The 25,565-nt window shown below is 58.6% G+C and carries 22 protein-coding genes and 1 tRNA gene; 10 read left to right on the plus strand and 13 right to left on the minus strand.

The window, feature by feature from the left end:
* The first annotated feature begins 18 nt into the window (after positions 1–18).
* From ACZ46I_RS00710 to ACZ46I_RS00740, 7 genes are all read left to right on the plus strand, one after another.
* Complete coding sequence (locus ACZ46I_RS00710; protein WP_464281124.1) at positions 19–2,151, plus strand: TonB-dependent receptor family protein; 2,133 nt, start codon at positions 19–21, stop codon at positions 2,149–2,151.
* A 23-nt stretch (positions 2,152–2,174) separates the two neighbouring features.
* A complete protein-coding gene (locus ACZ46I_RS00715; protein WP_464281125.1) occupies positions 2,175–3,635 on the plus strand; it encodes a hypothetical protein in 1,461 nt (486 codons plus the stop codon).
* Positions 3,632–4,600, plus strand: coding sequence for an ABC transporter substrate-binding protein (locus ACZ46I_RS00720; RefSeq protein ID WP_464281126.1), 969 nt, complete (start codon positions 3,632–3,634; stop codon positions 4,598–4,600). Before ACZ46I_RS00715 ends, ACZ46I_RS00720 begins: the two co-directional genes overlap by 4 nt.
* Positions 4,575–5,348 carry an ABC transporter permease gene (locus ACZ46I_RS00725; protein ID WP_464281127.1) on the plus strand — a complete coding sequence of 258 codons (774 nt, stop codon included), beginning with the start codon at positions 4,575–4,577 and terminating at the stop codon, positions 5,346–5,348. The genes ACZ46I_RS00720 and ACZ46I_RS00725 overlap by 26 nt, the downstream gene beginning before the upstream one ends.
* On the plus strand, positions 5,336–6,121 hold the full coding sequence (locus ACZ46I_RS00730) for an ABC transporter ATP-binding protein (protein WP_464281128.1): 786 nt from the start codon (positions 5,336–5,338) through the stop codon (positions 6,119–6,121). Before ACZ46I_RS00725 ends, ACZ46I_RS00730 begins: the two co-directional genes overlap by 13 nt.
* On the plus strand, positions 6,118–10,188 hold the full coding sequence (locus ACZ46I_RS00735) for an acyl-CoA dehydratase activase (protein ID WP_464281129.1): 4,071 nt from the start codon (positions 6,118–6,120) through the stop codon (positions 10,186–10,188). Before ACZ46I_RS00730 ends, ACZ46I_RS00735 begins: the two co-directional genes overlap by 4 nt.
* A 66-nt stretch (positions 10,189–10,254) precedes the next feature.
* Positions 10,255–10,599 carry a cupin domain-containing protein gene (locus ACZ46I_RS00740; protein ID WP_464281130.1) on the plus strand — a complete coding sequence of 115 codons (345 nt, stop codon included), beginning with the start codon at positions 10,255–10,257 and terminating at the stop codon, positions 10,597–10,599.
* Between the two features lie 28 nt (positions 10,600–10,627).
* Here the strand turns inward: ACZ46I_RS00740 and rrtA are convergent, their stop codons facing one another.
* Both rrtA and ACZ46I_RS00750 read right to left on the minus strand, forming a co-directional pair.
* Positions 10,628–11,212: a rhombosortase gene (rrtA, locus tag ACZ46I_RS00745; protein ID WP_464281131.1), complete on the minus strand. Its 585-nt coding sequence runs from the start codon at positions 11,210–11,212 to the stop codon at positions 10,628–10,630.
* Between the two features lie 23 nt (positions 11,213–11,235).
* A complete protein-coding gene (locus tag ACZ46I_RS00750; protein WP_464281132.1) occupies positions 11,236–11,979 on the minus strand; it encodes a Crp/Fnr family transcriptional regulator in 744 nt (247 codons plus the stop codon).
* A gap of 275 nt (positions 11,980–12,254) precedes the next feature.
* Here ACZ46I_RS00750 and ACZ46I_RS00755 point away from each other — a divergent pair, with 275 nt between their 5' ends.
* Positions 12,255–13,157 carry a glycerophosphodiester phosphodiesterase gene (locus ACZ46I_RS00755; protein WP_464281133.1) on the plus strand — a complete coding sequence of 301 codons (903 nt, stop codon included), beginning with the start codon at positions 12,255–12,257 and terminating at the stop codon, positions 13,155–13,157.
* A 71-nt stretch (positions 13,158–13,228) separates the two neighbouring features.
* Positions 13,229–14,113 (plus strand): hypothetical protein, encoded by an 885-nt coding sequence (locus ACZ46I_RS00760; RefSeq protein WP_464281134.1) that lies wholly within the window; start codon positions 13,229–13,231, stop codon positions 14,111–14,113.
* A gap of 29 nt (positions 14,114–14,142) precedes the next feature.
* On the opposite strand, the gene ACZ46I_RS00765 is transcribed toward ACZ46I_RS00760, so the two are convergent.
* Positions 14,143–14,218, minus strand: a tRNA-Ala gene (locus tag ACZ46I_RS00765).
* Between the two features lie 131 nt (positions 14,219–14,349).
* On the opposite strand from ACZ46I_RS00765, the gene ACZ46I_RS00770 reads away from it, so the two are divergent.
* Positions 14,350–15,222: a LabA-like NYN domain-containing protein gene (locus tag ACZ46I_RS00770; protein ID WP_013505290.1), complete on the plus strand. Its 873-nt coding sequence runs from the start codon at positions 14,350–14,352 to the stop codon at positions 15,220–15,222.
* Positions 15,223–15,247: 25 nt separating this feature from the next.
* On the opposite strand, the gene ciaB is transcribed toward ACZ46I_RS00770, so the two are convergent.
* From ciaB to ACZ46I_RS00820, 10 genes are all read right to left on the minus strand, one after another.
* Entirely contained in the window at positions 15,248–17,113 is a 1,866-nt protein-coding gene (gene ciaB / locus ACZ46I_RS00775; protein WP_464281135.1) for an invasion protein CiaB, read from the minus strand.
* Complete coding sequence (gene murB, locus ACZ46I_RS00780) at positions 17,094–17,972, minus strand: UDP-N-acetylmuramate dehydrogenase (RefSeq protein WP_464281136.1); 879 nt, start codon at positions 17,970–17,972, stop codon at positions 17,094–17,096. The genes ciaB and murB overlap by 20 nt, the downstream gene beginning before the upstream one ends.
* 10 nt (positions 17,973–17,982) lie before the next feature.
* Positions 17,983–19,344: a UDP-N-acetylmuramate--L-alanine ligase gene (murC, locus tag ACZ46I_RS00785; RefSeq protein ID WP_464281137.1), complete on the minus strand. Its 1,362-nt coding sequence runs from the start codon at positions 19,342–19,344 to the stop codon at positions 17,983–17,985.
* A gap of 69 nt (positions 19,345–19,413) precedes the next feature.
* Positions 19,414–19,785, minus strand: a complete 372-nt coding sequence (gene rpsR / locus ACZ46I_RS00790; RefSeq protein WP_013505286.1) for a 30S ribosomal protein S18 — start codon at positions 19,783–19,785, stop codon at positions 19,414–19,416.
* A gap of 25 nt (positions 19,786–19,810) precedes the next feature.
* On the minus strand, positions 19,811–20,269 hold the full coding sequence (locus ACZ46I_RS00795; protein ID WP_013505285.1) for a single-stranded DNA-binding protein: 459 nt from the start codon (positions 20,267–20,269) through the stop codon (positions 19,811–19,813).
* Between the two features lie 2 nt (positions 20,270–20,271).
* The gene (gene rpsF, locus ACZ46I_RS00800) at positions 20,272–20,709 is read right to left on the minus strand and encodes a 30S ribosomal protein S6 (protein ID WP_013505284.1); all 438 of its coding nucleotides are present in this window, start codon (positions 20,707–20,709) and stop codon (positions 20,272–20,274) included.
* Positions 20,710–20,809: 100 nt separating this feature from the next.
* On the minus strand, positions 20,810–22,156 hold the full coding sequence (locus tag ACZ46I_RS00805) for an MFS transporter (RefSeq protein WP_464281138.1): 1,347 nt from the start codon (positions 22,154–22,156) through the stop codon (positions 20,810–20,812).
* A 180-nt stretch (positions 22,157–22,336) separates the two neighbouring features.
* Positions 22,337–23,851, minus strand: a complete 1,515-nt coding sequence (lnt, locus tag ACZ46I_RS00810) for an apolipoprotein N-acyltransferase (protein WP_464281139.1) — start codon at positions 23,849–23,851, stop codon at positions 22,337–22,339.
* A complete protein-coding gene (locus tag ACZ46I_RS00815) occupies positions 23,851–24,618 on the minus strand; it encodes a tRNA threonylcarbamoyladenosine dehydratase (protein ID WP_464281140.1) in 768 nt (255 codons plus the stop codon). The genes lnt and ACZ46I_RS00815 overlap by 1 nt, the downstream gene beginning before the upstream one ends.
* 186 nt (positions 24,619–24,804) lie before the next feature.
* Complete coding sequence (locus tag ACZ46I_RS00820) at positions 24,805–25,551, minus strand: TatD family hydrolase (protein ID WP_464281141.1); 747 nt, start codon at positions 25,549–25,551, stop codon at positions 24,805–24,807.
* Positions 25,552–25,565 lie beyond the last annotated feature (14 nt).

Raw genomic sequence — 25,565 nt, forward strand, 5'->3', positions numbered from 1 at the left:
CCCACGATGGATACTGCTATGTACCAGTTTTTGTATACCTGCTGCCGATTGAGTTTTGGTGCAGGCGCAGCTCTGCTGCTCGTGCTCACCGTCGCTGCGGCACAGGTCTCCCGGGAACTGCCTGCCCTGAGCGTCGTGGGCCAGACCGGTGCCGACCTGGAGGAACGGGAGCTGCAGGAGACCCTGGAACGGGTTCCCGGCGGCACCAATCTCATCAATCTTGAGGACTTCCGGGGCAGCCAGATGTCCGTGGCCCGGGTGCTGAATTCTGAGCCGGGCATTATCGTACAGGAGTTCTTCGGTGGCAACGATCAGCCCCGGGTGAATATTCGTGGTTCCGGCATTCAGGACAATCCGGTCAGCCGGGGTATTCAACTGCTGTATGACGGCCTGCCGCTGAACCAGGCCGATGGTTCCTTCATCATCGGTCTGCTTGATCCGGAGCAGGCCCGTTTCATCTCGGTTTACCGGGGTGCCAACGCCATGCGTTATGGTGCCACCACCCTGGGGGGTGCCATAGATTTCGGCCTGCGCACCGCCCGGAATACGCCGGAATCTTCCCTGCGCCTGGAAGCAGGCTCCTTTGGTCTGCGCAGGACAGGCCTCGTACTCAGCCAGCTGCAGGACGACTGGGATATCTATCTGCAGACTGCCGTCACCAGCGCCGATGGGTGGCGGGATCACAGCGAGGCCCAACGCAGCAGTCTGGCCCTGAATATCGGCTGGCGTTCCGATGTTCTGGAAAACCGCACCTATCTGAACTGGGCGGAGAACGCTTTTGATATTCCCTTTCTGCTGAGCAAGTCACGCGCCCTCTCCCACCCGCGTTCCGTCCTGGGGGACCAGAACACCAACTTCGATCTGTTCATGAATATCCGCAACCGTGAACCCCACCGCGATACTCAGCAGCTTCGTCTGGCCAATAAAACGATCTGGCATGGCTACAGCACAACCCACAGTCTGGGGATCTACGGGGAGAAGATTGATGACGAGTTCAAGAACCCCGTGGTCCAGGCCAATACCGAGGCCACCAATATCGGCCTCGACTGGGGGTCGGAATATCGTCATGACCACGGGACCTGGCGCACCAGCGAGCTGATGGTTTTTGCCTCAGCCAATCGGGGCAGCATGCCACGGGATCATTTCAGCGTGGCTCCCACCGATGGGCGGTTGCTGGAACGCTTCGCCAGCGTCGACCAGGATGCTGCCAACCTGGTGCTGGGTGGCCAGCTGCTGACAGACCTGGCCCCTTCCTGGCGCGGTCTGGTGGCACTGCAGTACGCCCGCAATACCCGTGATATCAGTGACCGACTCAATCCCGGTGTCCTGGACAGCGACTTCCGCTACCAGGCATTCAATCCCAAGGCCGGTCTGATTTTTATCCCTGATGATTTCCGCCGCTACTACGCCAATATCAGCCGCTCTTCGGAGGCGCCCACCTTCTGGCAGCTGGCGGTGAGTGCTCCCAACCCCAATGCTCCCCTGAACTCGTACCTGGAGATCGCCGACCTGAAGATGCAGACCGCCACTACCCTGGAGATCGGCACCCAGCAGCGGGGAGCGCGTTTTGGCTGGGAGGCGTCCTGGTACTACTCCGAGGTGAAGAACGAACTGATTGCCGAAGTACGGGACTTTGCCATCGACGGCACGACGGTGAACTACAACCATCCCACCATTCACCAGGGTGTGGAGCTTGGCTTCAATGCCCGCACACCTTCAGGGCTGTGGCGGGCTGACGATCACCTGAGCTTCCGCGCGATTTACAACTGGAGCGACTTCCGCTTTGACGGCGGCCGTTACGATGGCAAGCGGGTGGCTGGGATTCCCGAGCACCTGCTGTTCGGCGAAGCGGGCTACTGGTTTCACCCTGCCCTCTTCATCAGTCTGAATGTCCGCCATCAGCCCAGCGACACCTTTGTGGATCACAGCAACGCGGGGCTGAAACAGGACGCCTATACCCTGTGGGGTGCCAAGCTGACCTGGTCACCGCGCCCATGGCTGGATCTTTTTGTGGATGCCCAGAATATCACCGGAGAAACCTACCAGACCGCCTATGTCATCCGCGGTTTCTCCCCCGATGACCCCAATGTGCCCACCTTCATACCCGGTCCTGACTTCCACCTTTCGGCCGGCATGACGGCGCGCTGGTAAGAACCCATGCAGGAGAATTTTTCATGAGACGGCTTCTTTTCATCCTGGCCGGCACGACACTGCTGAGCCTTTCCGCCATGGCCCAGACCGGCACACCGGGCATTTCCGGTCTCTATGAGGGCGAATACCGCATCACCATGTGGGGTTGCCCCGGAACCTGCAGCGCCCAGAACGCCATTGTGCTGGGCCGAGGGATCAAGTCCGTTCCCTGGTACTGGTACTTCGATCTCTTTGAGGATGGCTCCGGAGAAGGAGGGGGCGAATTCCAGGGAACCACCCTCACCGTGGGCTTCGACTACGAGGTGCAGGATATCGGCAACACCAGTCCCGATCACAATATTGTCTGGTTTCAGGACAATGGCGATGGCACCTACACCGTGGAGCATGGCTTTCAGATATTCAACCCAAACGTAGGCAATCCGCGCACCGAAACCACAACGACCTTTCGGGTTGAGCGCCAGGGCAACGAACTCTGCATCACCACCCTCGACCGCGAAAGTGATGGCAGCCAGGACGGAGTGCCGGGAACCCAGATTGTGGGAGTTTTTCCCATGACCGTACAGCCGCAGATGAACGGCTGGGCGCGACTGGTTGGCGGCGACAGCAGTGGTGACGGTATTGCGGACAGCGTCAAGCTGGATCTGGGGCTCAATCCCAATCTGCGTGATACGGACGGCGACGGTATTGACGATGTGGATGAGCTGGGGCCCGACCTGGCCAACCCTCTGGACAGCGATGGCGATGGCATTATCGACGCTCTGGAGCCTGGCGATGCCGCCCATAACCCGCAGCTGGCTGCCAATCTCGGCCTGCTGGGAAGTGTGCCGGGAATGGGGGGCAGTTCAGCCACGGAAGAGAGCTTCTGCCCCTGGATGGACGGTACAGATGACGCGGGTCAGGATACAGGGGGCGGTTCGGGGGGCGGCTATACCGGCGAGCACGTCAACCTGCGTGTCTTTGAAAACTGGCGGCTGGCCGATGTCAGCGCTGGGTTAATGGTGCGGGAAGGCAATCCCGCCGAAAACCCGGAGGCACTCAAATCGTTCCTGGGTGCTGCCGGTCTGGAGTACCCCTATGGACAGATTCGCTTTGCCGCCCTGCCCTATCATCCTGGCCAGGAGACCCCTGACCGGGTAACGGTGCAGTTCGAATTTTCCGTGAAATTACCCCCTGCTGACCAGATGCTGCTCTACAGTGAAGAGCGTCTGGCCGGTGGCGGCTCCGACTTCACCCTTATGCCGAGCCACGACTGGCTGCGCCTTGACGACTCTACCCTGGAGGTCACCTTCAGTGTCGGCAGCCTGCGCGACCTCAATCCCGAAGACCCTGATCGCATCAGTGCTGCCATTGCCCCGACCCGCAATACGCTCGGCAACATCAGCCGTGACGAAGGTGGCAGCTTTGGCTGGATACTGCCGGGGTTGGTGCTCCTGTGGCTGATGCGCCTTGTAACACACCATCGATTCCCCAGGGAGGCCCCATGAAAGACCTGCGACCCCTTCCCGTTCTCTCCCTGCTCCTGCTGGTTCTGCTGGCTGTGCTCAGTGGATGCTCACCGGGCAGTGACCTGCCTTCCGAGGCTCCCGGTACCATCGTCTTCCTGACTCCCAAATCGCCACCTGCCTATCCGGCACTGCTGATGGAGGCGTCCTCCGACAGGCAGATTCCCCTTGATATCCGCACCTGGGACACGCTTGAGCAGCTGGTGAGCAGCCTGCAGAAGCGCGAAGCCCACTTCACGGCGGTGCCCCTCAATGTGGGCGCCAAGCTGGCACAACAGCTCCCCATTCAGCTGATCAACGTCAACACCTGGGGTGCGGTGTATATGGTCACCACCGACACCGAGGTGCGCCAGCTTTCCGACCTGGCAGGCAAAACCCTGCATGTGGCGTACCGGGGCGGTCCACCCGATGTTCTGACGCGCTTTTTCCTGGAAGAAGCGGCTCTCCTGGATCAGGTTCGCCTGCACTATGGCACGCCCCAGGAAATTGCCCAGCTTGTCATCGCTGGTCGCGCCAGCCACGCGGTTCTGCCAGAGCCAGCGCTCAGTGGTCTGCGCATGCATATGCAGGGGCAGCTGCACGAGCTGATGGACTTCCATGACCACTGGGAAAAGCGCTTCGGCCAACCCCTGCCCCAGGCGGGAATCGTGGTGCAGGCTGAGTGGGCCAGGGCCAATCCAGCGGAGGTGGAACGCTTCCTGAGCGCCTATGCCGAAGCAACCCGCCAGGTGATGCAGGACCCCGATGCGTCTACCGCCATTATCGCACGGCGCTTCGCGATGAACCCCGCTATCATCAGGAGTTCACTGGATAAGGTGATTCTGCGGGCTGAAACGGCAGCCCAGGCGCGCCCGGCTGTGGAACAGTACTTTCTGACCCTGATGGAAAGGGAATCAACTATACTTGGTGAGAGTCTTCCAGGTGAACACTTCTACTATCAACCCTAACATGCTCCTGATGGGAAGCCTGTCCATCGCTACGGCGGTGCTGATCTGGTGGGCGGTTTCCACTCAGGTTTCTCCGGTTATTCTGCCTTCACCGGCACAGACCTGGAGCGCCCTTGAGCGTCTGAGTGCCCAGGGCAGGCTTTTCCCGGAACTGGCTGTCACCGGCCAGCGGGTTGCCATGGCCTTCCTGCTGTCATTGACGGCAGGAACGGCCCTGGGTTGCGCCATCGGCATCAGCAGGCGGATTTCCGGTTTCTGCCGCCCCTTGATAATCACTATGCAGACAACTCCGCCGATTTCCTGGATCCTCCTGGCCGTTCTCTGGTTTGACTCCACCCACGGCGCCCCCATCTTTGTGGTCGTGGTGGCAACCTTCCCGATATTCGTGCTCAATGCAATTCAGGGCACTCAACAGATTCCCGGCACACTGCTGGAGATGGCGCGGGTTTTCCGGGTCCGTCGCCGGTATGTCATCCGCGACATCGCGATACCCGCTCTGTGGCCCTTTGTGTCGGCGGCTATTTCCATCTGCATCGGTATCAGCTGGAAAACCATCGTCATGGCAGAACTTTTCAGCAGCCAGGACGGAGCCGGTGCCGCTCTGAGCTGGGCACGTCTGCAGCTGGCCACCGATGAGGTGCTGGCCTGGACCCTGGTGATCGTCGCACTGGGTATCACGACGGAGCTGCTCTTTCAGGGCCTGAGCAGGTGTACCCGGGCTGGAAGGATTCCGGCATGGAAGTCCTGAATATCGACTTTGGTTATGGCGGCAGACAGGTATTTCAGGACTTCTCCTTCACTGCGTCGCCGGGATGCCTTACCACCATCCTGGGAAAATCCGGTGTTGGCAAATCGACGCTGCTCAAGCTGATTGCCGGCATACACCAGCCCCAGGCCGGTTCCATTTCCCATCGGGGGCAGCCCGTCCGCGCCTGCACCCTCAGCTGTGTCTTTCAGGAGCCTCGCCTGCTGCCCTGGAAAACGGCCCGGGAAAATATCGAATATGTGCTGCTCAATCGCCTGGAACGCGAACAGCGGCGCCACCTGTCCCTGCAGCTGCTTCACCAGACCGGACTTGAGCAGGACGCCCACTGCTATCCCCATGAACTCAGCGGTGGGATGTGTCAGCGAGTCAGCCTGGCCCGGGCTTTTGCCCTCAGCCCGGATATTCTGCTGCTGGACGAGCCCTTCCAGGCTCTTGATGTCGCGACCCGCAACGCAATGCATCGACTTTTTCTGCAGCTGTTTCGTCAGTACCAGCCCACCACGGTCATGGTCACCCATGATCCCGAGGAGGCGCTGGCGCTGGCAGACGAAATCGCCGTCTTTGCCTATCAACCGGTATTCGAGAGCTTCCGCCACACCCTGGCGCCTGCCACGGACAGTGATCAGCCCGGAAGCGCCGTGAATACAGAAGCTTTGCGACAGCGACTTCGCGCGGAGATGGGCGATGTGGAGGAATCCTTCGCCTGCCGACATGAACTTTTTCGCCATCGAATTCACCACCGGAGGACACCATGAATCACCGGATTCTGGGTATGGATATCGGCTCAACAGCCGTCAAAATCGTCATCATCGACCACAGCGGTACAGCAGAGTTCACCTGGTATGCCCTGCACCACGGCAAACCTCAGGAAACCCTGCGCCGCGGACTGCAGACGGTTCCCCGGGCGCTTCACGTCGGTATTGCGCAGATCGGCGCCACCGGCAGCGGCAGCAGACGCCTGCAGGAGGGACAGGTGAGTTCCTACAGTGAGCTCTCCTGCCAGAGCACCTGGGCGGCCACCAGGTATCCCCAGGTCAATACCCTGCTGGAAATGGGGGGCCAGGAGGCCAAGCTGCTGCGCTTCACTGACGAGGGCGTCCGCATTGACATGAGCAGTGACTGCTCGGCGGGCACCGGCTCCTTTCTGGAGCATCAGGCCCAGCGTCTGGACCTGGAGCTGGAGTGCTACCAGGAGGCGCTCAAGCATTACGCCCGGATTCCGCGCATCGCCGGGCGTTGCAGTGTCTTTGCCAAAACCGATATCATTCACCTGCAACAGGAGGGCGCCAGCATCCACGACATTCTGGTCGGCCTGTGTTACGCGGTGGCGCGTACCTTCAAGGGCAGTGTCATCAAGAAACATGAAGTGCGCACGCCGGTCGCCTTTGTGGGCGGGGTCGCCCGCAACCGCGCCATGGTACAGGCCCTGACTGAAGTCCTGAAACTGGATGAACCCCTGCTGGTTCCCGATGAATGCGCGCTAACCGGGGCCTATGGCGCGGCGCTCCAGGCGGCCAGCGATGCAGGCGCTGCCATGGGATTTGAAACACTGATAAACGTCCTGGAGCAGCTGGAACAACGGAACGCTGCTATTCGCACTTCCGGCTGGCCCCCACTCAGCTGGCAGGACAGCGCAGGCGCAGGTGCCGCAACACTGCCCACCGGAGCTGCCCTGGAAACCCTGCGCGCCTCCGGAGTCTACCTGGGCATTGATGTCGGTTCCACCAGTACCAATGTCGCCCTTCTCAGCCATGAGGGCGTTCTGCTGGACTTTCGCTACCTGCCCACTGCCGGCAGGCCCCTGGAGGTGGTGCGAGCGGGCCTTCTGGAGCTGGAGCAGAGTGTCGGAACAGCGGCGGTTCTGGGGGTCGGGGTCACCGGCTCCGGTCGCTACCTGACGGGCGAATTTGTGGGCGCAGATCTGGTGCGTGACGAGATCACGGCCCAGGCGCGGGCAGCAAAAGCCTATGATCCGAGTGCCGACACCGTTATCGAGATAGGCGGCCAGGATTCCAAGTTCATCCGCCTCCAGCACGGAGCTGTCATCGACTTTGAGATGAACAAGGTGTGTGCCGCGGGTACCGGCTCGTTCCTGGAAGAGCAGGCCCGCAAACTGGAAGTTCCCGTGGAACAGATGGGCGCGCTGGCCCTGACGTCCTCTCGCCCGGAGCATCTTGGCGAGCGCTGTACGGTATTCATGGAGTCGAGCCTGAGTACACGCCTGCTGCAGGGAGCCCTCCTTAACGACCTGGTGGCTGGGCTGTGCTACGGTGTGGCCGCCAATTACCTGAACCGGGTGGCCGGTGGCAAGCAGGTTGGAGAACGCATCGTCTTCCAGGGAGGGGTTGCCCACAACACGGGCGTTGTGGCAGCCCTGCGTCAACTGACCGGCAAAGCGGTAACGGCGGTGCCCCATGCCGGTATCACCGGCTGTATTGGCGCTGCTCTGCTGGTGATGGATGCGGGAATCCGTCAGAGCCACTTCATCGGGTTTCCTGCTCTGCCTGAGCGACCACTCGCATCACCAAAAGCTGCCGCCGTATCATCGCCAGAGCACCCGGCACAGGCCGGCTCCCCCGCCAATGCCGCCAGCCCGGCTGAGCCCGAGCTCTTTGCCCTGCGCACCCAGCGCTATCTGGCCGGCTATGCCCCCGCCAGGGTACCGGGGCACAAGACCATCGGCATTCCCAGGGTGCTCTTTATCCACAAGATGTTCCCCATGTTCCGCACCCTCTTCTCCCACCTCGGGTATACCGTCATCCTCTCGCGCGCCACCGATGAGACGATTGTCAAGGCGAGCCAGGAGTACAGCTTTGAAGAGGCCTGTTTCCCGGTCAAGCTGATTAACGGTCATGTGGCCGATCTTCTGGAGCAGGGCGTGGATTATGTGTTTCTGCCCAATGTGGTCACCATGAAACATCCAGTATCCCGCACCCGACAGGACTATCCCTGCGCCTTCATGCAGCAGGCGGCACTCACCGTCAAACTGGCCATGAATCTTGAGCAGCGCGGTGTCGAACTGCTGAATCCCACCCTCTCTTTCAAGTTCGGCAAGCTGTACATGATGAAGACTTTCGTCAAGCTCGGCCTGAAGCTTGGCAGCAGCCCACCCAACACCATTCGTGGGGTGAAAAAGGCTTTCCAGGTCTTCACCGCCTTTGACAGTGGCCTGGAAGCCATGGGACGTGAGTACCTCAGCAAAATCAGCGCCAGCGAAAAGGTCTTCGTCCTGATGACCCGGCCCTATGGTGTCATGGACCCGGTACTGAATATGCAGATTCCCCGGAAGCTCCATCAGATGGGCTGCCGTGTCATTCCCATGGATGTCCTGCCCGTACACCACTACGACATCAACGACGACTACCCCAATATGTACTGGCCCTTCGGCCAGCATGTGCTTGCGGCGGCCCAGATCATCCGCAATACACCCAATCTGTACGCGGTGTATCTCACGAATCACGGATGCGGCCCCGATACGATTATCAGCCACTTTGTACAGCAGGAGATGCAGGGCAAGCCCTACCTGCATATAGAAGTGGACGAGCACAGCTCTGGTGTCGGCATTCAGACCCGACTCGAAGCTTTCCTCAACAGCCTTGACTCCGCAAACCAGCAGTCAACTCCCCCGCAGAGACTCTCCTCAGCCACCAGCACCCGGCTGAAACCCGCGTCGGAAGAAGCGGCAACCCTGCTCCTGCCCAACTGGGGCAGCTACTCCCGAATCGCCGCTCAGTACCTGGGCCAGCAGGGGTACCGCGTGGAAGTGTTACCCCAGACCACAGCCACATCCCTCTCCCGTGGCCGTCAGTTCAGTATTTCCAAGGAATACTTCACCATGGTCGCCTTGCTGGGAGATGTCTTCACCTACCTGGAGCGTCATCCAGATTCCGCAACTGCTTTCGTGGTGCCCGCGACAGAAGGCGCAGAGGCCCATGGTCTGTATGGACAGCTGCTGCAGCGGGAACTGCTGCAGGCCGGCCAGACACAGGCAGTGCTGACTCCCTTTCTGGAAGACATGCTGGGTTCCGGTTCCTCCTGGGGCGGTGACAGCAGGGGGATCTTTGAGCGCCTTCTGGCGGTGGACTGGCTGGAGTATCTGCTGAGCCGCTGTGGCGGACACACTGCGGCTGATATAGAGGCTCTGGAGCTCTACCATCACGCCCTGGACACCCTGGAGGTGTGGTTTCGCGATACAGACAAGGCCAACAACCTGGCATCGGTCATGGCCCTGTATGCCCAGCCGGAGAACATTTCCATCGGCCTGGTGGGTGAGCCCTGGGCCCTTTGCAACCGCGGACTCATGGCTGAAGTGGAAGAACGTCTGCATCGGCTGGGAGCGACTCTGTATCGTCCTGCCGTATCGGAGCTGCTCTTGACCCACCTGCTGATAAAACGCCAGGAAAGCGCGGCCAAAAAGGAGGGACGCAGGTACCTGACCCTGACAGGTCACTACCGCGCGGCGGCGGCCCTGTACCGCAATTACGGCAAACGGGTTGCGGGTTCCCACCGCTGTTTCATTCAGCCGGAGCAGATTGTGCGAAACGCAGATCCAGGGCTGAAGTATTTCTTTGCCGGCCTGGCCCAGCACCGCACGGGCAAGCCAAAGCTGATGCGCCAGCAGGGCATGAACGCCGTCATGCACTTCAGCGGCATGTATGAGAACACCGGCATCATCACCAGCCTGCTCAGCGGCGCTTCAGCCAGGGCGGCGGGCCTGCCCTGGCTGAACTTCAGTTACGACGGCCGCCTTACCCAAAAAGACGAGCTGATGCTGGAGGCCTTTGTCTCCAGCATCAGACCCACGTTATCGCCCCGACCATAATCGCTGTCTGCCATTGCTTTGCGTCCGGCTTCCCCGGGCTCACCCATATCCACAAAGGAGAATCTTATGTCCCAGGAATTAATCAAGAACATTGCCTTCAGTCAGAGTGTCATGCTGGCTTCCCAGGTGGAGTATCAGCAGGGTCGTGTTGTCAGTGTCACCCTCGCCCAGAAACCCGCCGTCACCATGACGCTGTTCGCCTTTGATGAGGGGGAGCGCATCAGCACCCACGCTGCTTCGGGGGATGCCTTTGTGTATATTCTCGATGGCCGCGCCCGCATCACCATTGCGGATCAGACCATGGAAGCGTCAGCTGGACAGGCGGTGGTTATGCCCGCGACGATCCCCCACGGCCTGGAAGCCATCAACCGCTTCAAGATGCTGCTGGTCGTGGTGAAACCGGAGCGCTGATGCATGGCGGGGGAGTGCCGGTGGTGCATCATGGACGAGGTGTCCGCAAGAAAGACCGGCAGGCTACGATCGCCGCCAGCACCCCCCCGCACATCGCTCCGTAGAGATGCGCGTTGACATGCACCTGCCCGGCGATCCAGGCCTCCAGGTATCCGGTGTCATAGCCTGGCTGCTGTTCCCACAGCAGTCGTATGGCCAGCAGAATCAGCGCCAGACTGTGCAGGATCGGGTTCCGCCGCCAACCGATGAACAGGCAGGCGCTCAGTAAACCGTAGAGCAGCCCCGAGAGACCAGCATAGCCCCCCAGGCTGATATCCCGCAGATAGAGCAGCAGGCTCACCATGGGAGCACTGATCAGAAACCACAGCCAGAGAAGACCTGTATTGAGCAGATCACGGAAGATACCCAGGAGGAGCAGCCAGCCGGCCAGGTTCAGCAGGAGATGCCAGAGGGTCAGGTGTGCCACATGGGCACTCCACAGCCGCCAGTACTGGCCGGATTCGATGGCGTGGCGATCGTAGGCCAGCCAGGGCCTGCCGCCTTCGGGCAACAGGCCGACAATCAACAACAACGCGCTCAGCAAGACAATAAAGAACAGCGGGCTGCTGCTCACCTCACGCCACACCGCTGCGTTGCTCAACGGAAATTGCAGCAGCGAAAGAGGTTGCCCTGCATATCAGCGTGGTTACCCGTGTCCGTGTGTGCGGGAAGCGGCAGATGGACCACGGCACACAGGCGATCAAGGTCATGCAGAACCCAGGTATCCCCTTTGACGCAGATCAGCTCTTCGCGCCTGAAGAATTTCAGCAGGCGCGAAATGGTTTCAGGCGTGACGCTGAGCTGGCGGGCCAGGGTGCGACAGTTGACGGGAAGCTTCAGAGAGAGATTCTGCTGCTGCTGGTACAGTTCTATCAGATACAGCACCAGGCGCTGGCTGGCGTTATTGACGGTCAGCTGATCAATGCGATTCACTGCCTGATACAGCCGCGCCGACATCTCCTCCAGCAGGTGACGGGCAAAGGGTGGAGACTGATCCACCAACGCGAGCAGGTGCTCCCGCGCGAGACGAAACAGCAGACACTCGGTAATGGCCACAGCTGAAAGGGGAGAGCGGCACTGAGGGGCAAACATAATGGTTTCCGCCACCAGATCTCCCTCGCCCAGCAGATGGAACACCTTCTCTTCACCCTCATGGGTCATGCGGTAGAGCCGCAACCGGCCAGAAGCTACCCAATAGTAGGCATCAAGCTGTTCGCCGATGTGAAAGAGGTGGGAGTTATATGTCAGATGAACGGGAGCAGCCCCTGCTGTCAGCATGTCCAGCTCATCCGGACACAGGGGAGCAAAAAGATGGGTCTTTCTCAGGGATTCTTGCAGCATGGCTATCGGGCTCCGCGCTCTGCCATGATCCACAATTGGACCTTTCAGAACTTTCAGGAGTGGAAACTCCGGATTTGACAATCTGCATACATTCATAAACTCTTTTCTAACCTGACGGTTACTTATTGTCAATATCTTTCTTTGGTTTATCTAACTTTCATATTCTTTCCGCTTCCCGCCCTTTTGATTTCCATTGCCAGAACGGTCTCCATGGGGCACACTGGCGCATCACAAGTATCCTCCTTTTTCGGAAACATCGACATCAGGAGGCGCGCATGGGGAGAAAAACCATGATCCTGACAGCTCTGGCGGGTGGCCTGGCGATACTGCTGGTGGTTCTGGTGCTGGTGGCGCAGCTGGCAAAACCTGCGCGGGAGCACACCTTTTTCACGATCCTGGAGCATCGCCCGGCGGTGATTGCCCATCGCGGTGGAGCACTCCTGTGGCCGGAAAACACCCTGCTGGCATTCCGCGAATCCGTGACCCTGGGAGTGGACGGCCTGGAGTTTGATGTGCATATGAGTGCTGACGGCGTCCCAATGGTCATTCACGACAGTACCGTCGATCGCACCACCAATGGGTCCGGCAGTGTCAGCTCCCTGAGCCGACAGCAGATTCAGAGCCTGGATGCCGGTTATCATTTTTCGCCATGGCATTCTCCGCAGACCTTCCCCTGGCGTCGGCACAATGTGACCATCCCGACGCTGGAAGAGGTTTTCCGGGAATTCCCCCACGTGCCGATGGTCATTGAGATCAAGCAGGTGGAACCGGACATGGTGGAAGCGGTGGGAGAGCTTATTCTGCGCTATGGTCGCGCGGAGCGCACCCTGGTGGCCAGCTTTTCCCCGGCGGTCATGCAGGCATTCCGTCAGCGCTATCCGACCGTCGCCACAGGAGCCATTCAACGGGAAGTGGCTACCTTTGTCCTGCTCAATTCCCTGTTCAGCGCGCAGGCATATACGCCCCGCAGCGAGGCCTTCTTCGTGCCCTCCCATGTGGGGCGCTTTCCCCTGACCACCAGCCGCTTTATCGCCAACGCACAGCGTCGCAACATCTTTGTGGCAGCCTGGACGATTAATGAAACAGAGGAACTGCAGAGACTTTCCCGCCGCAATATCGACGCGCTGGTCACTGACCGGCCGGATCTGGCTCTGAACCTTCTGGAGCGTGGCCAGTAGTCGGCTGGAGCATCTTTTGCTTTGTCTCCGGCACTCCATATGGTACCAATTCCTGAATGACAGGAGGAAATATGAAAGCACTCTTACGTATAAGCACCCTCGTCCTTACGCTCCTTGCCGGTGCGCCACTCAGCCTGTCGGACGAGAACGCGCCAAGCCCCTTTGACGCGGCGCGCATTCTGATGGAAAGCCAGGGGCAGCTTGACGGCGAAACCATCGGCCGGATTTTTGACGCCGGGGTGACGGCGAACATGCAGATTCCCCCCCGCTATATCGGCGTAGCCTTTTACGATACGCGAACCGGTGGCCAGCTCGACGCCACGGAGATACGTGAGCTGATGGGAGCTCTCCGCCAGGACGGTGCCCGTGAACTTCTCATGATGGCACAGTCGCTCACGGGCAATCTGCCCATGGAAGCCCAGACCCTGTCGGATCTGCTTGACGCGGCTTTCATCGCCAGCATGCGCAACCCGCCCCAGCATATCAGTATCGAATTTTACGATACCCGCGTCGGCCCGTCAGGGCAGGGTGGTGGGGTTTCCGGCCGCACACCCGAGCAGGTGCATCGGGAGTCTGCACCCATAACCGAGGATGAGAGCAGTATTGCCCCCCAGGAAGCCTGGCTTGAGGCCGATGAGCTGATGGCGCTGGCCCGCGAGCTGCAGCTGGCGATCACCCCCAAAGAAGGGAGCATACTGGTGCCTGTTCTGCTGTGGGGCCGCACCGATGCCGAGTTACACGAAAACCTGCAGGAACTGCTGAAAGAAATGGCGGAGGCTGACCTCTTCATGGCCCACCCCGATGCCCCCTACTCCGATGTGAGGAAGCTGGAGCGCCAGGACGACCTCCAGGTGTACTTCGGTCTGATGTATATCACGGGAGACCAGGAGATTCTGCGACTGCTTCAGGAGGTATTTCCTGACATAAACCCTGCAGCCCAAAGCAAAAAACCCTGACCGAACGGTCAGGGTTTTTGTGGTAGGTTTGGTGGAGCTAGGGGGGATCGAACCCCCGACCTCTTGAATGCCATTCAAGCGCGCTCCCAGCTGCGCCATAGCCCCAAACGGTTTGTATCTATACAGGCTGCACGGGGGATTGTCAAGGAATTATGCGGCGCTTTTCTGTTTTTCTTTGCTTGCTTTTCCTGCACGGCTGCTTCTATAACTCATGTACTTCACCGAAAGGACAGATAATGGCAATGATGAGCTTTTCTTCCGACATTCCCCCGGGGCTCTCCAAGTCCAACGCGAAGGTGGGTGTCTATGTTGATGTGGCCAACCTGGTGCGCAATGGCGGTTACGGCATGCGCTACGAAGTGCTGCGGGAGTTTGCCTGCCGCGATGGCGCTGAGCTGGTACGCCTGAACGCCTATGTCAGTTTTGATGTGGATCGCGCCTCCAAGGATGCCCCCTACAAATACAAAATGACCAACTTCTACGCTATTTTGCGGGATTTCGGCTACAAGGTTATTGAAAAACCGGTGAAGTGGTATGTGGATGAGAGCGGCAACCGTTTCGGCAAGGCCAACGCCGATCTGGACATGGCGGTGGACGCGCTGCTGCAGTCGGAAAACCTCGACCGCGTCCTGTTGGTCACGGGTGATGGCGACTTTGTGCAGGTGGTGCGGGCGCTGCAGAACAAGGGCTGCCGTGTCGAGACCATGGCGTTCCAGAATATTTCGTCGGATCTGAAAAAAGAGTCCGACATGTTCATGTCCGGCTACCTGATTCCGAACCTGCTGCCCATCGACTCGGTGGATCGCCGCAGCAATCAGTGGGGAGAACTTGGCTCGCGGGTGCGAGGCTTCTGCTACCACCACGATGACAGCCAGAACTTCGGTTTCATGCGATTTCTGCAGAAGGTCAGCTCCGGGTTGTGGATCACCGACTCCCGTCGCGAGGACTCGCCCTACCGCACGGCCTACTTCCGCGATTCGAACCTGGCTTCCGACATCAATCCGCGCCACCTGCCTGATCGTAATCTGATTTTCGAATTTGAACTGGTCAAGGCAGCCAACGGCGATAATCCCGAGGCGCGCAACATCACCCTGGTGGGTCGCTCATAGGGCCTGCCGACGCGTGCCTCCTTCGCTACTGGCTCAGTGCGCGCCAGCGATCGGGGTGATCCTCATCGTCCACGACGCAGCCTGATTCCTGGTACAGCTTCCAGTAATATTCCACGAAACGGCGCGCCTGCTCCTGCCTGGGAAGCAGGCGTTTTTCTTCCCGGCAGACGTATTCCTGCAGGAACTCCATGGCGTCCTGCTTTGCGAGGTAGTGCCGTGCCAGGCGCCGGTAGATGTCCTGATACCAGCTGACAAGGGTGCCAATGGTGGCACTCTCGGTGCAGATGCGCAGCTGCTGGCCCTGAAAGCTCAGGATTCCGCTCGCAAAGAGGCCGTGCAGGTGCAGCAGGCCCTCCACGTAGTAGGGCAGTACTTCATCGCTTTCCATCCAGGCAATCAGCCCGACACTGCGCCGGATGGTGTCATCGACGGCGCGGGCGATCAGCTGCGTATCGTCAGCCTGTTGCTCGAAGAGGGTCACCAGCCCCCCTGCGGTGGCCTTGAACTCCTCAATATTCTTGAAGTTGCCCGTGCGGTTCATGGCGGTTTCCGTCTCGGCATCCATCCAGAGCACATGGCCATACTCGTGGCCGACAGTCAGGGCGTCGTACACCTGGTGCCACTGACCGGGCTGACAGAAGAGGTAGTGGCGGAAGCGCTGTTCAAAATCATCACCATAAACCAGGCGGTGGATCTTCATAAAGGGTCGGCTGCGCTGGGCCTCCAGCACCATATCGGCAAAGGCGAATATTTTTTTTCCGCAGCTGGCACTGATTACCTCGTCGTTGGGAACCACCTGGGCCGAAAAGAGCCCTTCCAGGTCGGAGCCATAGTAGAGCAGGGGGCGGCCGAGAAAGAGCCGGGTACGGCGCAGGTTTTCCTGGCTGGCCCTGATGGCTGGGTGCCCATGGGCCTGCAGTTGCTGGCTCAGCTGGTCAAACATCGCCTGCACCTGTTGCTGGCGATGATTTTCTTCCTGCAGGGCGGGATTGATCATACGCAGATCCCACTCCGGCGCCACGGCCTTGCGGTAGTGATCCTCGTAGTATTCCAGGGGATGACCGATCTGCAGCGGGCCGCTGTCAGCCATCCAGCAGCGATCCACATGGGCCCAGCGGCGGACCAGCTGCGCGGTATCGCGCTCGCTGAAAGCATCCACCAGCGCCTGAAGATAATGCCGGTGCACAAGCTCCAGGCCGAAAACCCCATCAGTGTTGCGGGCCAGTTCATCCATAAACTGGTGCAGACTGGCCACAATGCGCTGTATCTGGGTGGGAAACACTTCGGCATAGGCGAGGCTGTGCCACTGCTGTCCCTGTTTCACCAGCGCAGAGTAGCAGCGGTCGGCCTCTTCCCCGTCATGTCCCGGGTCCAGCAGTCCCTGCTCCCGCAGCCACAGGACGGCCTCCGAGCCGTGTTCCTCTTCTAGGCTGGGGTTGACGATTTCGATGATATGGCGCGTCCACTGGGGATGCCAGTGGCTGAACTCCAGGCCGGTGCGATGCACACCGTGCAGAAAAGCCCGGTAGTAGGGCGTCAGCAGCTTCTGCTCGTCCACATGTTCCAGCAGAGCCCGGTGGTCGTCCTGGTGAAGGCGGGCGCTCCAGGCATAGGCTTCGGCCTTCGCCCGGTTGATGTGGGGCTGATCGTGTCCGGCCTGCTTCAGGGCCTGCACCAGTGCATCGGTGCGCAGGTGGATCAGGCGGGTGAGGATTGCCAGACGGTGCTCACGGGTTGGTTCCAGGTCAATGGAGGTGAGAAAAGCGTCTATCTGCTGTCGACGGGCCGGAAACTCGCCGTCCAGCACCCGGTACCAGCTGGCCCGTTTCACGTACTGCTGGTGGGAGAGGTCGTAGAGCTTCTGCAGGTCGTCAAAGAATTTCTTTTCCATGGAAGTACCCTGCCTTGCTGAGGTAGCGGAATTCGGGCTCAAGAAGTATCCCGGTGCGCTGGTATACGCGGTTGGCCGCCATACGGGCCAGGACGACATAGTCATCGGGCCAGGCGCTGCCGCGCTCGAGGTTGACGATAAAGTTGGCGTGTTTTTCACTGATCTGCATACTGCCGAGCCGCATGCCCTTCAACTCGCACTTTTCCAGGAGCTGCCAGCTGGACACCGAAGCAGAGGGGTTGCGAAAGACGGAGCCAAGGGAGGGGAGGCTGGTGGGTTGTGAGGCTTTCTTGCGCTCCAGACACTGGCGAAGCTGCTGGCTCTCATCGACGCGCAGGGAGATGTCGAAGGCGGCGCGCAGAATCACTTCCCTGGCCGGATCAAAGAAGCTGCAGCGGTAGCCGAACTCCATCTGATGACGCTGCAGGCAGACGATCTCGCCGTCCCGCCAGATTTCCACCCACAGCAGGCGATCGCTGATATGCACGCCATAGCAGCCCGCATTCATCACCAGTGCACCGCCGATGGTGCCGGGAATACCGGCCAGTGGTGCAAACCCGCCATAGCCCTGACGTACGGCCAGGGTCGCAAGGCGTGCCAGCATGGTACCGGTCTTGGCTACAAGGGTTTCATCGCTGATGCTGATGTGGTCAAGCTGGCTGGTCACCAGGAGCGCTGGCACCGGATTGCGCGCGGAAAGGACGGTATTGCTGCCCCGCCCAAGCACGGGGATGGAGGGATGCCGCTGCAGGATCTGCACACACTCCTCCATGGTCTGGGGAAGGTAGAGCAGCGGCACCACGCCCCCGGCCCGCAGCGAGCTGCAGGGAGCACTGGAGCTGTTGCGCAATACCCGCACGACCGGTTCCTCAGGGCGTGACAAGCAAGGAGCAGATGGTATTGACGTTGCCGGCACCCAGGGTGATGATGGCGCCGTCTTCGCAGTGCTGCGCCTTCAGGTAGGCGACAATTTCGTCAAAGCCGGCCATATGGGTGACCTGCTTGTGACCACGGGCCTTGATCTCCTGGGCGATCTTCTGGGAGTTCAGGCCGGGAATGGGGGCTTCACCAGCCGGATAGATATCGGCCACAATCACTTCATCAGCGTCATAGAAGGACTTCGTGAAGTCCTCATAGAGCTCCCGCACCCGGCTGTAACGGTGGGGCTGGAAAATGGCGATCACCTTGCCACTGTACCACTCACGGGCGGCTTTGAGCACGGCCATGATCTCCGTGGGGTGATGACCATAATCATCGACCACGGCAAAACCATTCATATGACCGGTAATTTCAAAACGGCGGTGTACTCCGGCAAAGTGCTCCAGGGAATGGCGGATGGTATCGACGGGAACCTCGAATTCCAGGGCAATGCCAATGACCGGCAGACTGTTGACCACATTGTGAACGCCCGGCAGGCACAGGCGGAATTCGCCCAGCTCTCGACCGTTATAGTTGACATCGAAGCGCTGGCACCCGTTCGTGCGACGGATATGGTGGGCGAAAATATCGGCATTGGTGTTCAGGCCATAGGTGACGTGGCTGCGTTCGATGCGCGGCAGAATGTCCTGGATGTGCTCATCGTCCAGGCAGACAAAGCTGACACCAAAAAATGGGGTCTTGTTGATGAACTTCAGAAAGGTGTTTTTCAGGTTTTCCATGGAACCATAGTGATCCATGTGCTCCTTGTCGATATTGGTTACCACCGAAAGCACAGGAGGCAAGTGCATGAATGAGCCATCGCTCTCGTCGGCTTCCGCGACAATCAGGTCACCCTGGCCCAGCTTGGCGTTACTTTTGATTTTATTGAGACGACCACCAATGACCACTGTGGGGTCGAGTCCCGCATCGGTGAGAACCGTCGCCACCAGGCTGGTGGTGGTGGTTTTTCCATGGGCGCCGGCTATCAGGACACCATGCTTCATGCGCATCAGCTCTGCCAGCATCTCGGCACGGCTGATAACCGGAATGCGCTTGCGGCGGGCCTCGGCGACTTCAGGATTCTCCTTGCTCACCGCACTGGAAGTCACCACCACATGGGAGTCGGTGATATTGGAGTGGGCGTGTCCATAGTATATTCTGGCGCCCAGAGACTCCAGGCGGGCCGTGGTGGCACTTTGCCGGATATCGGAACCACTGACGTGGTAGTCCAGGTTCAGGAGCACCTCGGCGATGCCGCTCATTCCTATGCCACCAATACCGACAAAATGGATTTTGTTTTTTTTCCGAAACACAAAACACTCCCCGTAAATAGAAAAAGGCGAGTAGAAACTACCCGCCTGAAAATGCTATTCCCGCAACGCTTAACGCAGGGCAGTGAACGGCAGCAGCGCCATCATTCTGGAACGTTTGATAGCTGTGGCCAGCGAACGCTGGTGCTTGGCACAGGTGCCAGTCATGCGGCGGGGTTTGATTTTGCTGCGCTCGGTAATGAAGGTGCGCAGGCGCTTGACATCTTTGTAGTCGATGTAGTCGACCTTCTCGGCACAGAAAGCACAGACCTTCTTGCGGCCAAAGCGACGGCGACCACCCTGAAAAGAGCGGCGGGGTCCACCGGCACCGCCAGCAGGTCGGCCGGTTCCACCACCGGGGCGGTTGCTGTACTGGGCACGTGAACGGGGTTGCTGCTCCTGGGAAGCATTGGTATTTTCAGTGGCAGTGGTATTTTCAGTCATAGTCGTATCTCCTTGCTACAGATAATCAAAAGGGAATATCGTCATCGGGCATATCCACAGGTGGCATGGCCTGGCGGCCCTTGCCCTGGGATGGGGGCTCATAGCTCTGGTCAAAATCGCTGTAGCCATCCTGCTGAGAGCTTCCACCCTCACCACGGCCACCGCCGCTTCCACCACGCAGAAACTGCACGGTTTCAGCCACAATTTCATGTTTTCCACGCTTCTGTCCGGTGTTCTTGTCATCCCAGGTGCGGTAGATCAGACGACCTTCCACCAGGACTGGCGAACCTTTGGACAAAAACTTGGAGCAGTTTTCTGCTACTTTATTCCATACCGTCACATCGACAAATAAGGTCTCGTTATCCGCCCGCGGATTGTTCACGGCCAGTCCGAGCGTTGCCACAGCAGCGCCGGAGGGGATGAATCGCAGTTCGGGATCCCGGGTCAGATTGCCAACCAGAATGACCTTATTAAATGAGGACATGACTAGGCCTCACTTTCTTCCTGGGCAGCAGCGGGCGCTTCTGCATCTTCTGATTCTGGTTCCTCGGCACTTACGGAAGCCGCATACTGGGCTGTCTGGGCCTGGGCGGCGGCTGCCTTGGACTGCTCGGCTTTGCTCAGCGCTTCGAGAGCCTTCTTGTCCAGACGCAGAGAGATAAAGCGCATCATTTCGTCGCTTATCTTGAAGTTCCGCTCCAGCTCGTCAATCAGAGCAGAAGCGCAGCTGAGGTGGTAGAGGTAGTAGAAACCAAATGATTTGTTGTCGATTTCATAGGCAAGCTTCTTCTTGCCCCAGTTTTCAAACTTGTCGATGGTTCCTTCGTAACGGGCGATAATGCCGTCAACACGGGCGATGTAATCGGCAAGCTGCTGTTCATCAAGCTCGGGCTTCAGGATGAACATAAGTTCGTACTTCTTCATGAATGCACATTCCTCCTCATGGAATTGCCGGCTATTTTTGCGTAGCCAGCGAGGTCATTTCTTCAAAACCCAACATACTTATACGCTTCGACCCCTGCTGTCAACTGCTTTTTGCCGTCGCCCCTTCGGAGAAGGGAAAGGTGCGGGCAAAGAGCACCAGGGAGAGCAGCGCCAGCAGGAAAAATCCGCCAAAAGTTATCATGTAGGCGCTGGCACGCTCAGGATGCAGAATATCGAGCATGATACCGGTTGCCGCCGTGCCAAAGGCACCGGAAATAAAAAAGATCAGATTAAAGAAACCCATTCCCACTGCGGTGAGCTCCCGTGGCAGCACGCCGGAGATACTGCCCGCCAGGGAGGAGTGCACGATGGAAAAACCACAGTGGCCCGCAATGAGACACAGGGCGCTCAACACCACACCCAGGCCGGCAGAAGCACCCAGGCACAGGTACCCCACGATCAGGAACAGGTATCCCACCCGCACCACCCGGTTTGAGCCGATGCGACCGGCCGCCCTGCCAGACAGCCATCCCGCCACGGCCGCGCTCATGGCCGCAGGAAACATGAACACGCCTATGGCCATGGTAGAGAGGTCATATACCTGTCGCACCATAATAGGAACGGCGAAGAGCATGCCAAAAACCGTCGCCATCACCAGCAAGGCCGCGATCACACCGCCTCTGTACCTGGCAATGGTAAAAAGCTGTGGAGCGATGAAGGGATACTCGACGCGGCGCATATGCCACACCGCTGCTGCCAGCAAAGGCGCGGCAAGCAGCAGGGCGGGCCATGACGCCTGGGTCAGCGCCACCAGCAATGCCCCCACAAAAGCGCCCAGCAGCAACGCACCCATGAAATCAAAGGGTTTTCGCACATGGGATTCATCCAGGGGCAAGGAAACGTAAAGCAGGGGAATCACCGGCAGCAGCACCAATGGTATCAGGAAGAGGAAGTGCCAGTGGAACTGCCCTGCCACAAAGCCACCCAGAACCGGACCAACGCCGGAAGCAAAGGCAACGGTCGAAGCGATGACCCCCAGCATGGCACCTCGAAGGTGGGAGGGGAAATAGAGGGTCGCCAGCAGCATGCCAAGGGCTGGTATCCCCGAGGCTCCGACTGCCTGAATGATACGCGCAAGTATCAGCAGCGGAAAGGATGAAGCAAAAAAACCCAGCAAGGAGCCCGCACAGAAAACAATCAGGCCGAACGTGATAATGGATCGCAGGGAAAATTGATCAACCAGCCGGGCGTAGACCACCGAGCCGAAGGCAAAGATCACCACATAGGCAGTGATAACCCAGCTGACAGTGGAGGGAGAAACGGAGAATTCGGCGGCAATGTCGGGGATTGCTATGTTAAAGGTCACCCCGTTCAGAACGGCGAAAAAAATCACCACACTCATCAAAGGCATTATGCGCTGGCGCACCAGCTGTTCATCAAGGATCATGATGTATATACTCTCCAGGCAGACTGACGGCGACTGAAAACACCAGAAATTGAAGTGAGACGCGACAAGGCGTGGCACCCACAAGAAAGAAAGGGCTCAGTGAAAACCCCGGAACAAGGCGTCTGCACAGGAGTGAAACATACTCCCCCAGCACCTCAGAGAGGGGCTTTCAACAGCCTGTCAGAGGCTCACCTTCTTGCGCCGCCGTCCGCGCCAGGAATCCATGGCACCAAAAACCGTCACCAACAGGGCGAAAACAGGAAAGAGATAGGGATAACGGTTAAAAAGGGTTATGCGGGGAATGATATCCACATCCACACTGAACGCTCCTGAACTCTGCAGAGGAATGTGCTCCACAACCCGCCCGAACTGATCATAGACCGCCGTAATACCGGAATTGGAGTTGCGGATGAGGAACTTTCCATTCTCGATAGCTCGGGCCCTGGCCATAGCCAGGTGCTGATAAGGAGCCCAGGTTTCGCCAAACCAGGCATCATTGGTGATATTCACCAGAAAATCGGCTTCACGGGTGACTCGCGCCACCAGCTCGGGAAAAATGGACTCAAAGCAGATAAACGTCCCGGCTTTGCCATGGGGAGTCTGCAGGGCGCGCCACTGGGTTCCCGACGAGTAATCTTCACCCATGACGAACTTCTCCACAAAGGGCAGCAGCGTCTCCTTGAAGGGCGTGTACTCGCCAAAAGGGACCAGGTGAATCTTATCATAACGATCGACCAACTGTCCTTCCGCGTCCAGCACAGCAGCACTGTTATAGTAGCTCATGGTTCCATCTTCTTTGCTTTCGTAGAAGAGAGCGCCGGTGATGAGCGTGCTCTGCAGTTCACGCACCAGTCGCGTAACCCGCTGCTTGCCCGGATGGTCAGAGTTAAAGAAAAAGGGAAGCGCAGACTCCGGCCAGACAAGCAGGCCTGATGAAAAATCCTCGTGACGCGAGAGGCTGATATGGCGCTCAAGATTGGCTTCTGCATACTCATCATCCCACTTCTGAAACTGGTCGATATTCCCCTGAACCACGCGCACCGGGATACTGTCATATTCAAAGGTCTCCTCCACACCAATAACCCAGGCGCTGTAAAAAACCGTCACACCGAGAAGCGCGCCGCAACCGAGGAAAAGGTAGGTCATATTGGGACGAAACGACTTCACCAGAAGCACATAGAGGGTATAGTTAATGAAGACCACGATAAAACCAAGGCCATAGACCCCCACCACTCGCAGCACCTGGGAAATGTAGTCAAAATTCAGCACCGAGTAACCCAGGAGATTCCAGGGAAAACCCGTGAACAGAGTGCCACGCAGAAATTCCAGCGCCACAAAGAGACTGGCCACCTGCACAGCCGTCCACAGGGAGTGGTGATTTGATGTCACAATCTGTCGTATTCCCCAGGCAAAGATTGCCGGAAAGATCGCCAGGTAGGCACTGAGCAGCAACATGGCAGGAACGCCGAACAGGTGATTGGAAAGCGCGTAGGTATTGAATATATGGGGTATCCAGTGCAGAGAGGCGGTAAAGAAAACCACTCCCCACAAAAAGCCTGTCACAAACGGGCGTTTGGCAATCTGAATGGCTACCAGAAGGGGGATCAGGGCGATCCAGGCGAGCCAGTGATATCCCAGGGGTTCAAAGGCTGCTATGGTGAGAAGAGCCGAGAGAATGGCGAATACGTAAGACATTACACACTCTGCTGATTTTGGTTGTGAATAATCTGCCGGCAGGCCCAACTGGCCATATGCATTCCAAATACCGCAGGGACAAAGACCATACTGCCCTGCTGCACCCGTTCACGGCCAATGCCAGTGGGTGCTGCCACCAAGGGCATAGCGTAACAGGGATTCTCGACGGAGTATACCACTGGAAAATGGAGAGAGCACTGATTTTTTCGCAGAAACTTCCGCAGACGCCGGGCCATGGGGCAAATGCTGGTCTGCGCCATGGTCCCCAGTCTCACCATTGCAGGGTCAAGCTTTCCAGCGGCGCCCATGCTGCTGAGAAAGGTTTTTTGCTGCTCCAGCAAAGAGCGTATCAGGTACAGTTTTGGCGAAAAGGAATCAATGCAGTCGAGAACGACATCTGCATCGGCAACTCCATCTACAGAAAGAATATCCCCACGGTGGAAGGCTGTCACCGCTCGTACTTCACAATCAGGGTTAATGTCGCCAATGCGTTGCTGCGCCACCACCGCCTTGGGCTGCCCCAGGGTGGAGCGCAGGGCGTAAATTTGGCGGTTAATGTTGCTCTCGGCCACATCGTCAAAATCCACAATGGTCAATCGCCCCACTCCGGAACGAGCCAGGGCTTCCGTTACAAATGACCCCACTCCACCCAGGCCGAATACCACCATGGCGCTTTGCTGCAAACGCTTCTGACAATCACTGCCGATCAGTATCTGACTGCGGGAAAAAAGGGCACTGGCACGGTCATTCGTCGGGGATACGGACACGGAAAACTCCTCCGGAAATATTCTAACAGCTTGCTGAAGTACCTCAAAATACGCCGGCAATGGAAAAATACTCAGATGCAAGGCGCTCGCGGAGCGCCGAATGAAGCGTACTCCCCGTACGTTGCAGTGACGAGCGACGGCGAGCAACGCCGCAGATGAGGGTTTTTCAGCAGCCTGCTACAGCGTTCATCGCAGAAAACCTGCTTCTGCGGCAAGCAGCCTGTGGTAGTTGTCGCTGATCTGGCGCGCAGCTTCAGGCAGGGGCAGGCCTTTCATCCTGGCCAGGCGCCCATAGGCTTCGATCAGGTCCGACCAGCGCGCCCCCGTGTGTTCGTCGCCATCGGTTTCCACCAGGATGCGATCCAGAGGCAGGGAGGCAAAGAGCGTCTGTGCCCTGGCGGTCAGTGGCAGCCTGCAACAATAGCCAAAAAACAGCTCGCCCGTCAACAGAGGGGTCGGCAGGTGACGCCAGTGAAAGGCATGCAGCACCCCCCGGAAACGGTAGCGACGATAGAGTGCCAGCAGCGCATCCTGGTGGCCGACGCAGTGAATGATCAGAGGCAGATCAAAGTCACGGGCAAGACAAATCTGACGCTCAAAGACTTCCATCTGGCGGGGCAGATTGCCAAGGCGCTTATCCAGTCCACATTCGCCAATGGCGGCAAATCCGCCACCGCCAAGCAGCTCTGCCATGGAGTCCCAGTCAATGGCATGACAGGCCATGCGGGGATGATAGCCAAGGGCTATGGACGCGCGCCCATAGCGCTGAATCAGGAAGCGATTGTCTTCCCCCTCCACCGCCGGCACCAGACAGGGGTGGTTCCGGTAGGCAGCGTCCACCACGTGACAGCGCGGAAGATGCACGTGGGAGTCCACAAAATAGCATTGCAACTCACTGGCTATATGGTTATGATAACGGACATTCGCATTCACAGGGAGTATGCTCC

It is taken from the genome of Desulfurispirillum alkaliphilum (assembly GCF_055378285.1).

Coding starts and splice junctions, on each gene's coding strand:
- rpsR (WP_013505286.1), bottom strand. CDS start 19,785: ATGACTGAAAATACCACTGCCACTGAAAATACCAATGCTTCCCAGGAG.
- ACZ46I_RS00805 (WP_464281138.1), bottom strand. CDS start 22,156: ATGATCCTTGATGAACAGCTGGTGCGCCAGCGCATAATGCCTTTGATG.
- ACZ46I_RS00770 (WP_013505290.1), top strand. CDS start 14,350: ATGGCAATGATGAGCTTTTCTTCCGACATTCCCCCGGGGCTCTCCAAG.
- ciaB (WP_464281135.1), bottom strand. CDS start 17,113: ATGGAAAAGAAATTCTTTGACGACCTGCAGAAGCTCTACGACCTCTCC.
- ACZ46I_RS00760 (WP_464281134.1), top strand. CDS start 13,229: ATGAAAGCACTCTTACGTATAAGCACCCTCGTCCTTACGCTCCTTGCC.
- ACZ46I_RS00740 (WP_464281130.1), top strand. CDS start 10,255: ATGTCCCAGGAATTAATCAAGAACATTGCCTTCAGTCAGAGTGTCATG.
- ACZ46I_RS00795 (WP_013505285.1), bottom strand. CDS start 20,269: ATGTCCTCATTTAATAAGGTCATTCTGGTTGGCAATCTGACCCGGGAT.
- ACZ46I_RS00710 (WP_464281124.1), top strand. CDS start 19: ATGTACCAGTTTTTGTATACCTGCTGCCGATTGAGTTTTGGTGCAGGC.
- ACZ46I_RS00715 (WP_464281125.1), top strand. CDS start 2,175: ATGAGACGGCTTCTTTTCATCCTGGCCGGCACGACACTGCTGAGCCTT.
- ACZ46I_RS00720 (WP_464281126.1), top strand. CDS start 3,632: ATGAAAGACCTGCGACCCCTTCCCGTTCTCTCCCTGCTCCTGCTGGTT.
- lnt (WP_464281139.1), bottom strand. CDS start 23,851: ATGTCTTACGTATTCGCCATTCTCTCGGCTCTTCTCACCATAGCAGCC.
- rpsF (WP_013505284.1), bottom strand. CDS start 20,709: ATGAAGAAGTACGAACTTATGTTCATCCTGAAGCCCGAGCTTGATGAA.
- ACZ46I_RS00735 (WP_464281129.1), top strand. CDS start 6,118: ATGAATCACCGGATTCTGGGTATGGATATCGGCTCAACAGCCGTCAAA.
- ACZ46I_RS00755 (WP_464281133.1), top strand. CDS start 12,255: ATGGGGAGAAAAACCATGATCCTGACAGCTCTGGCGGGTGGCCTGGCG.
- ACZ46I_RS00730 (WP_464281128.1), top strand. CDS start 5,336: ATGGAAGTCCTGAATATCGACTTTGGTTATGGCGGCAGACAGGTATTT.
- ACZ46I_RS00750 (WP_464281132.1), bottom strand. CDS start 11,979: ATGCTGCAAGAATCCCTGAGAAAGACCCATCTTTTTGCTCCCCTGTGT.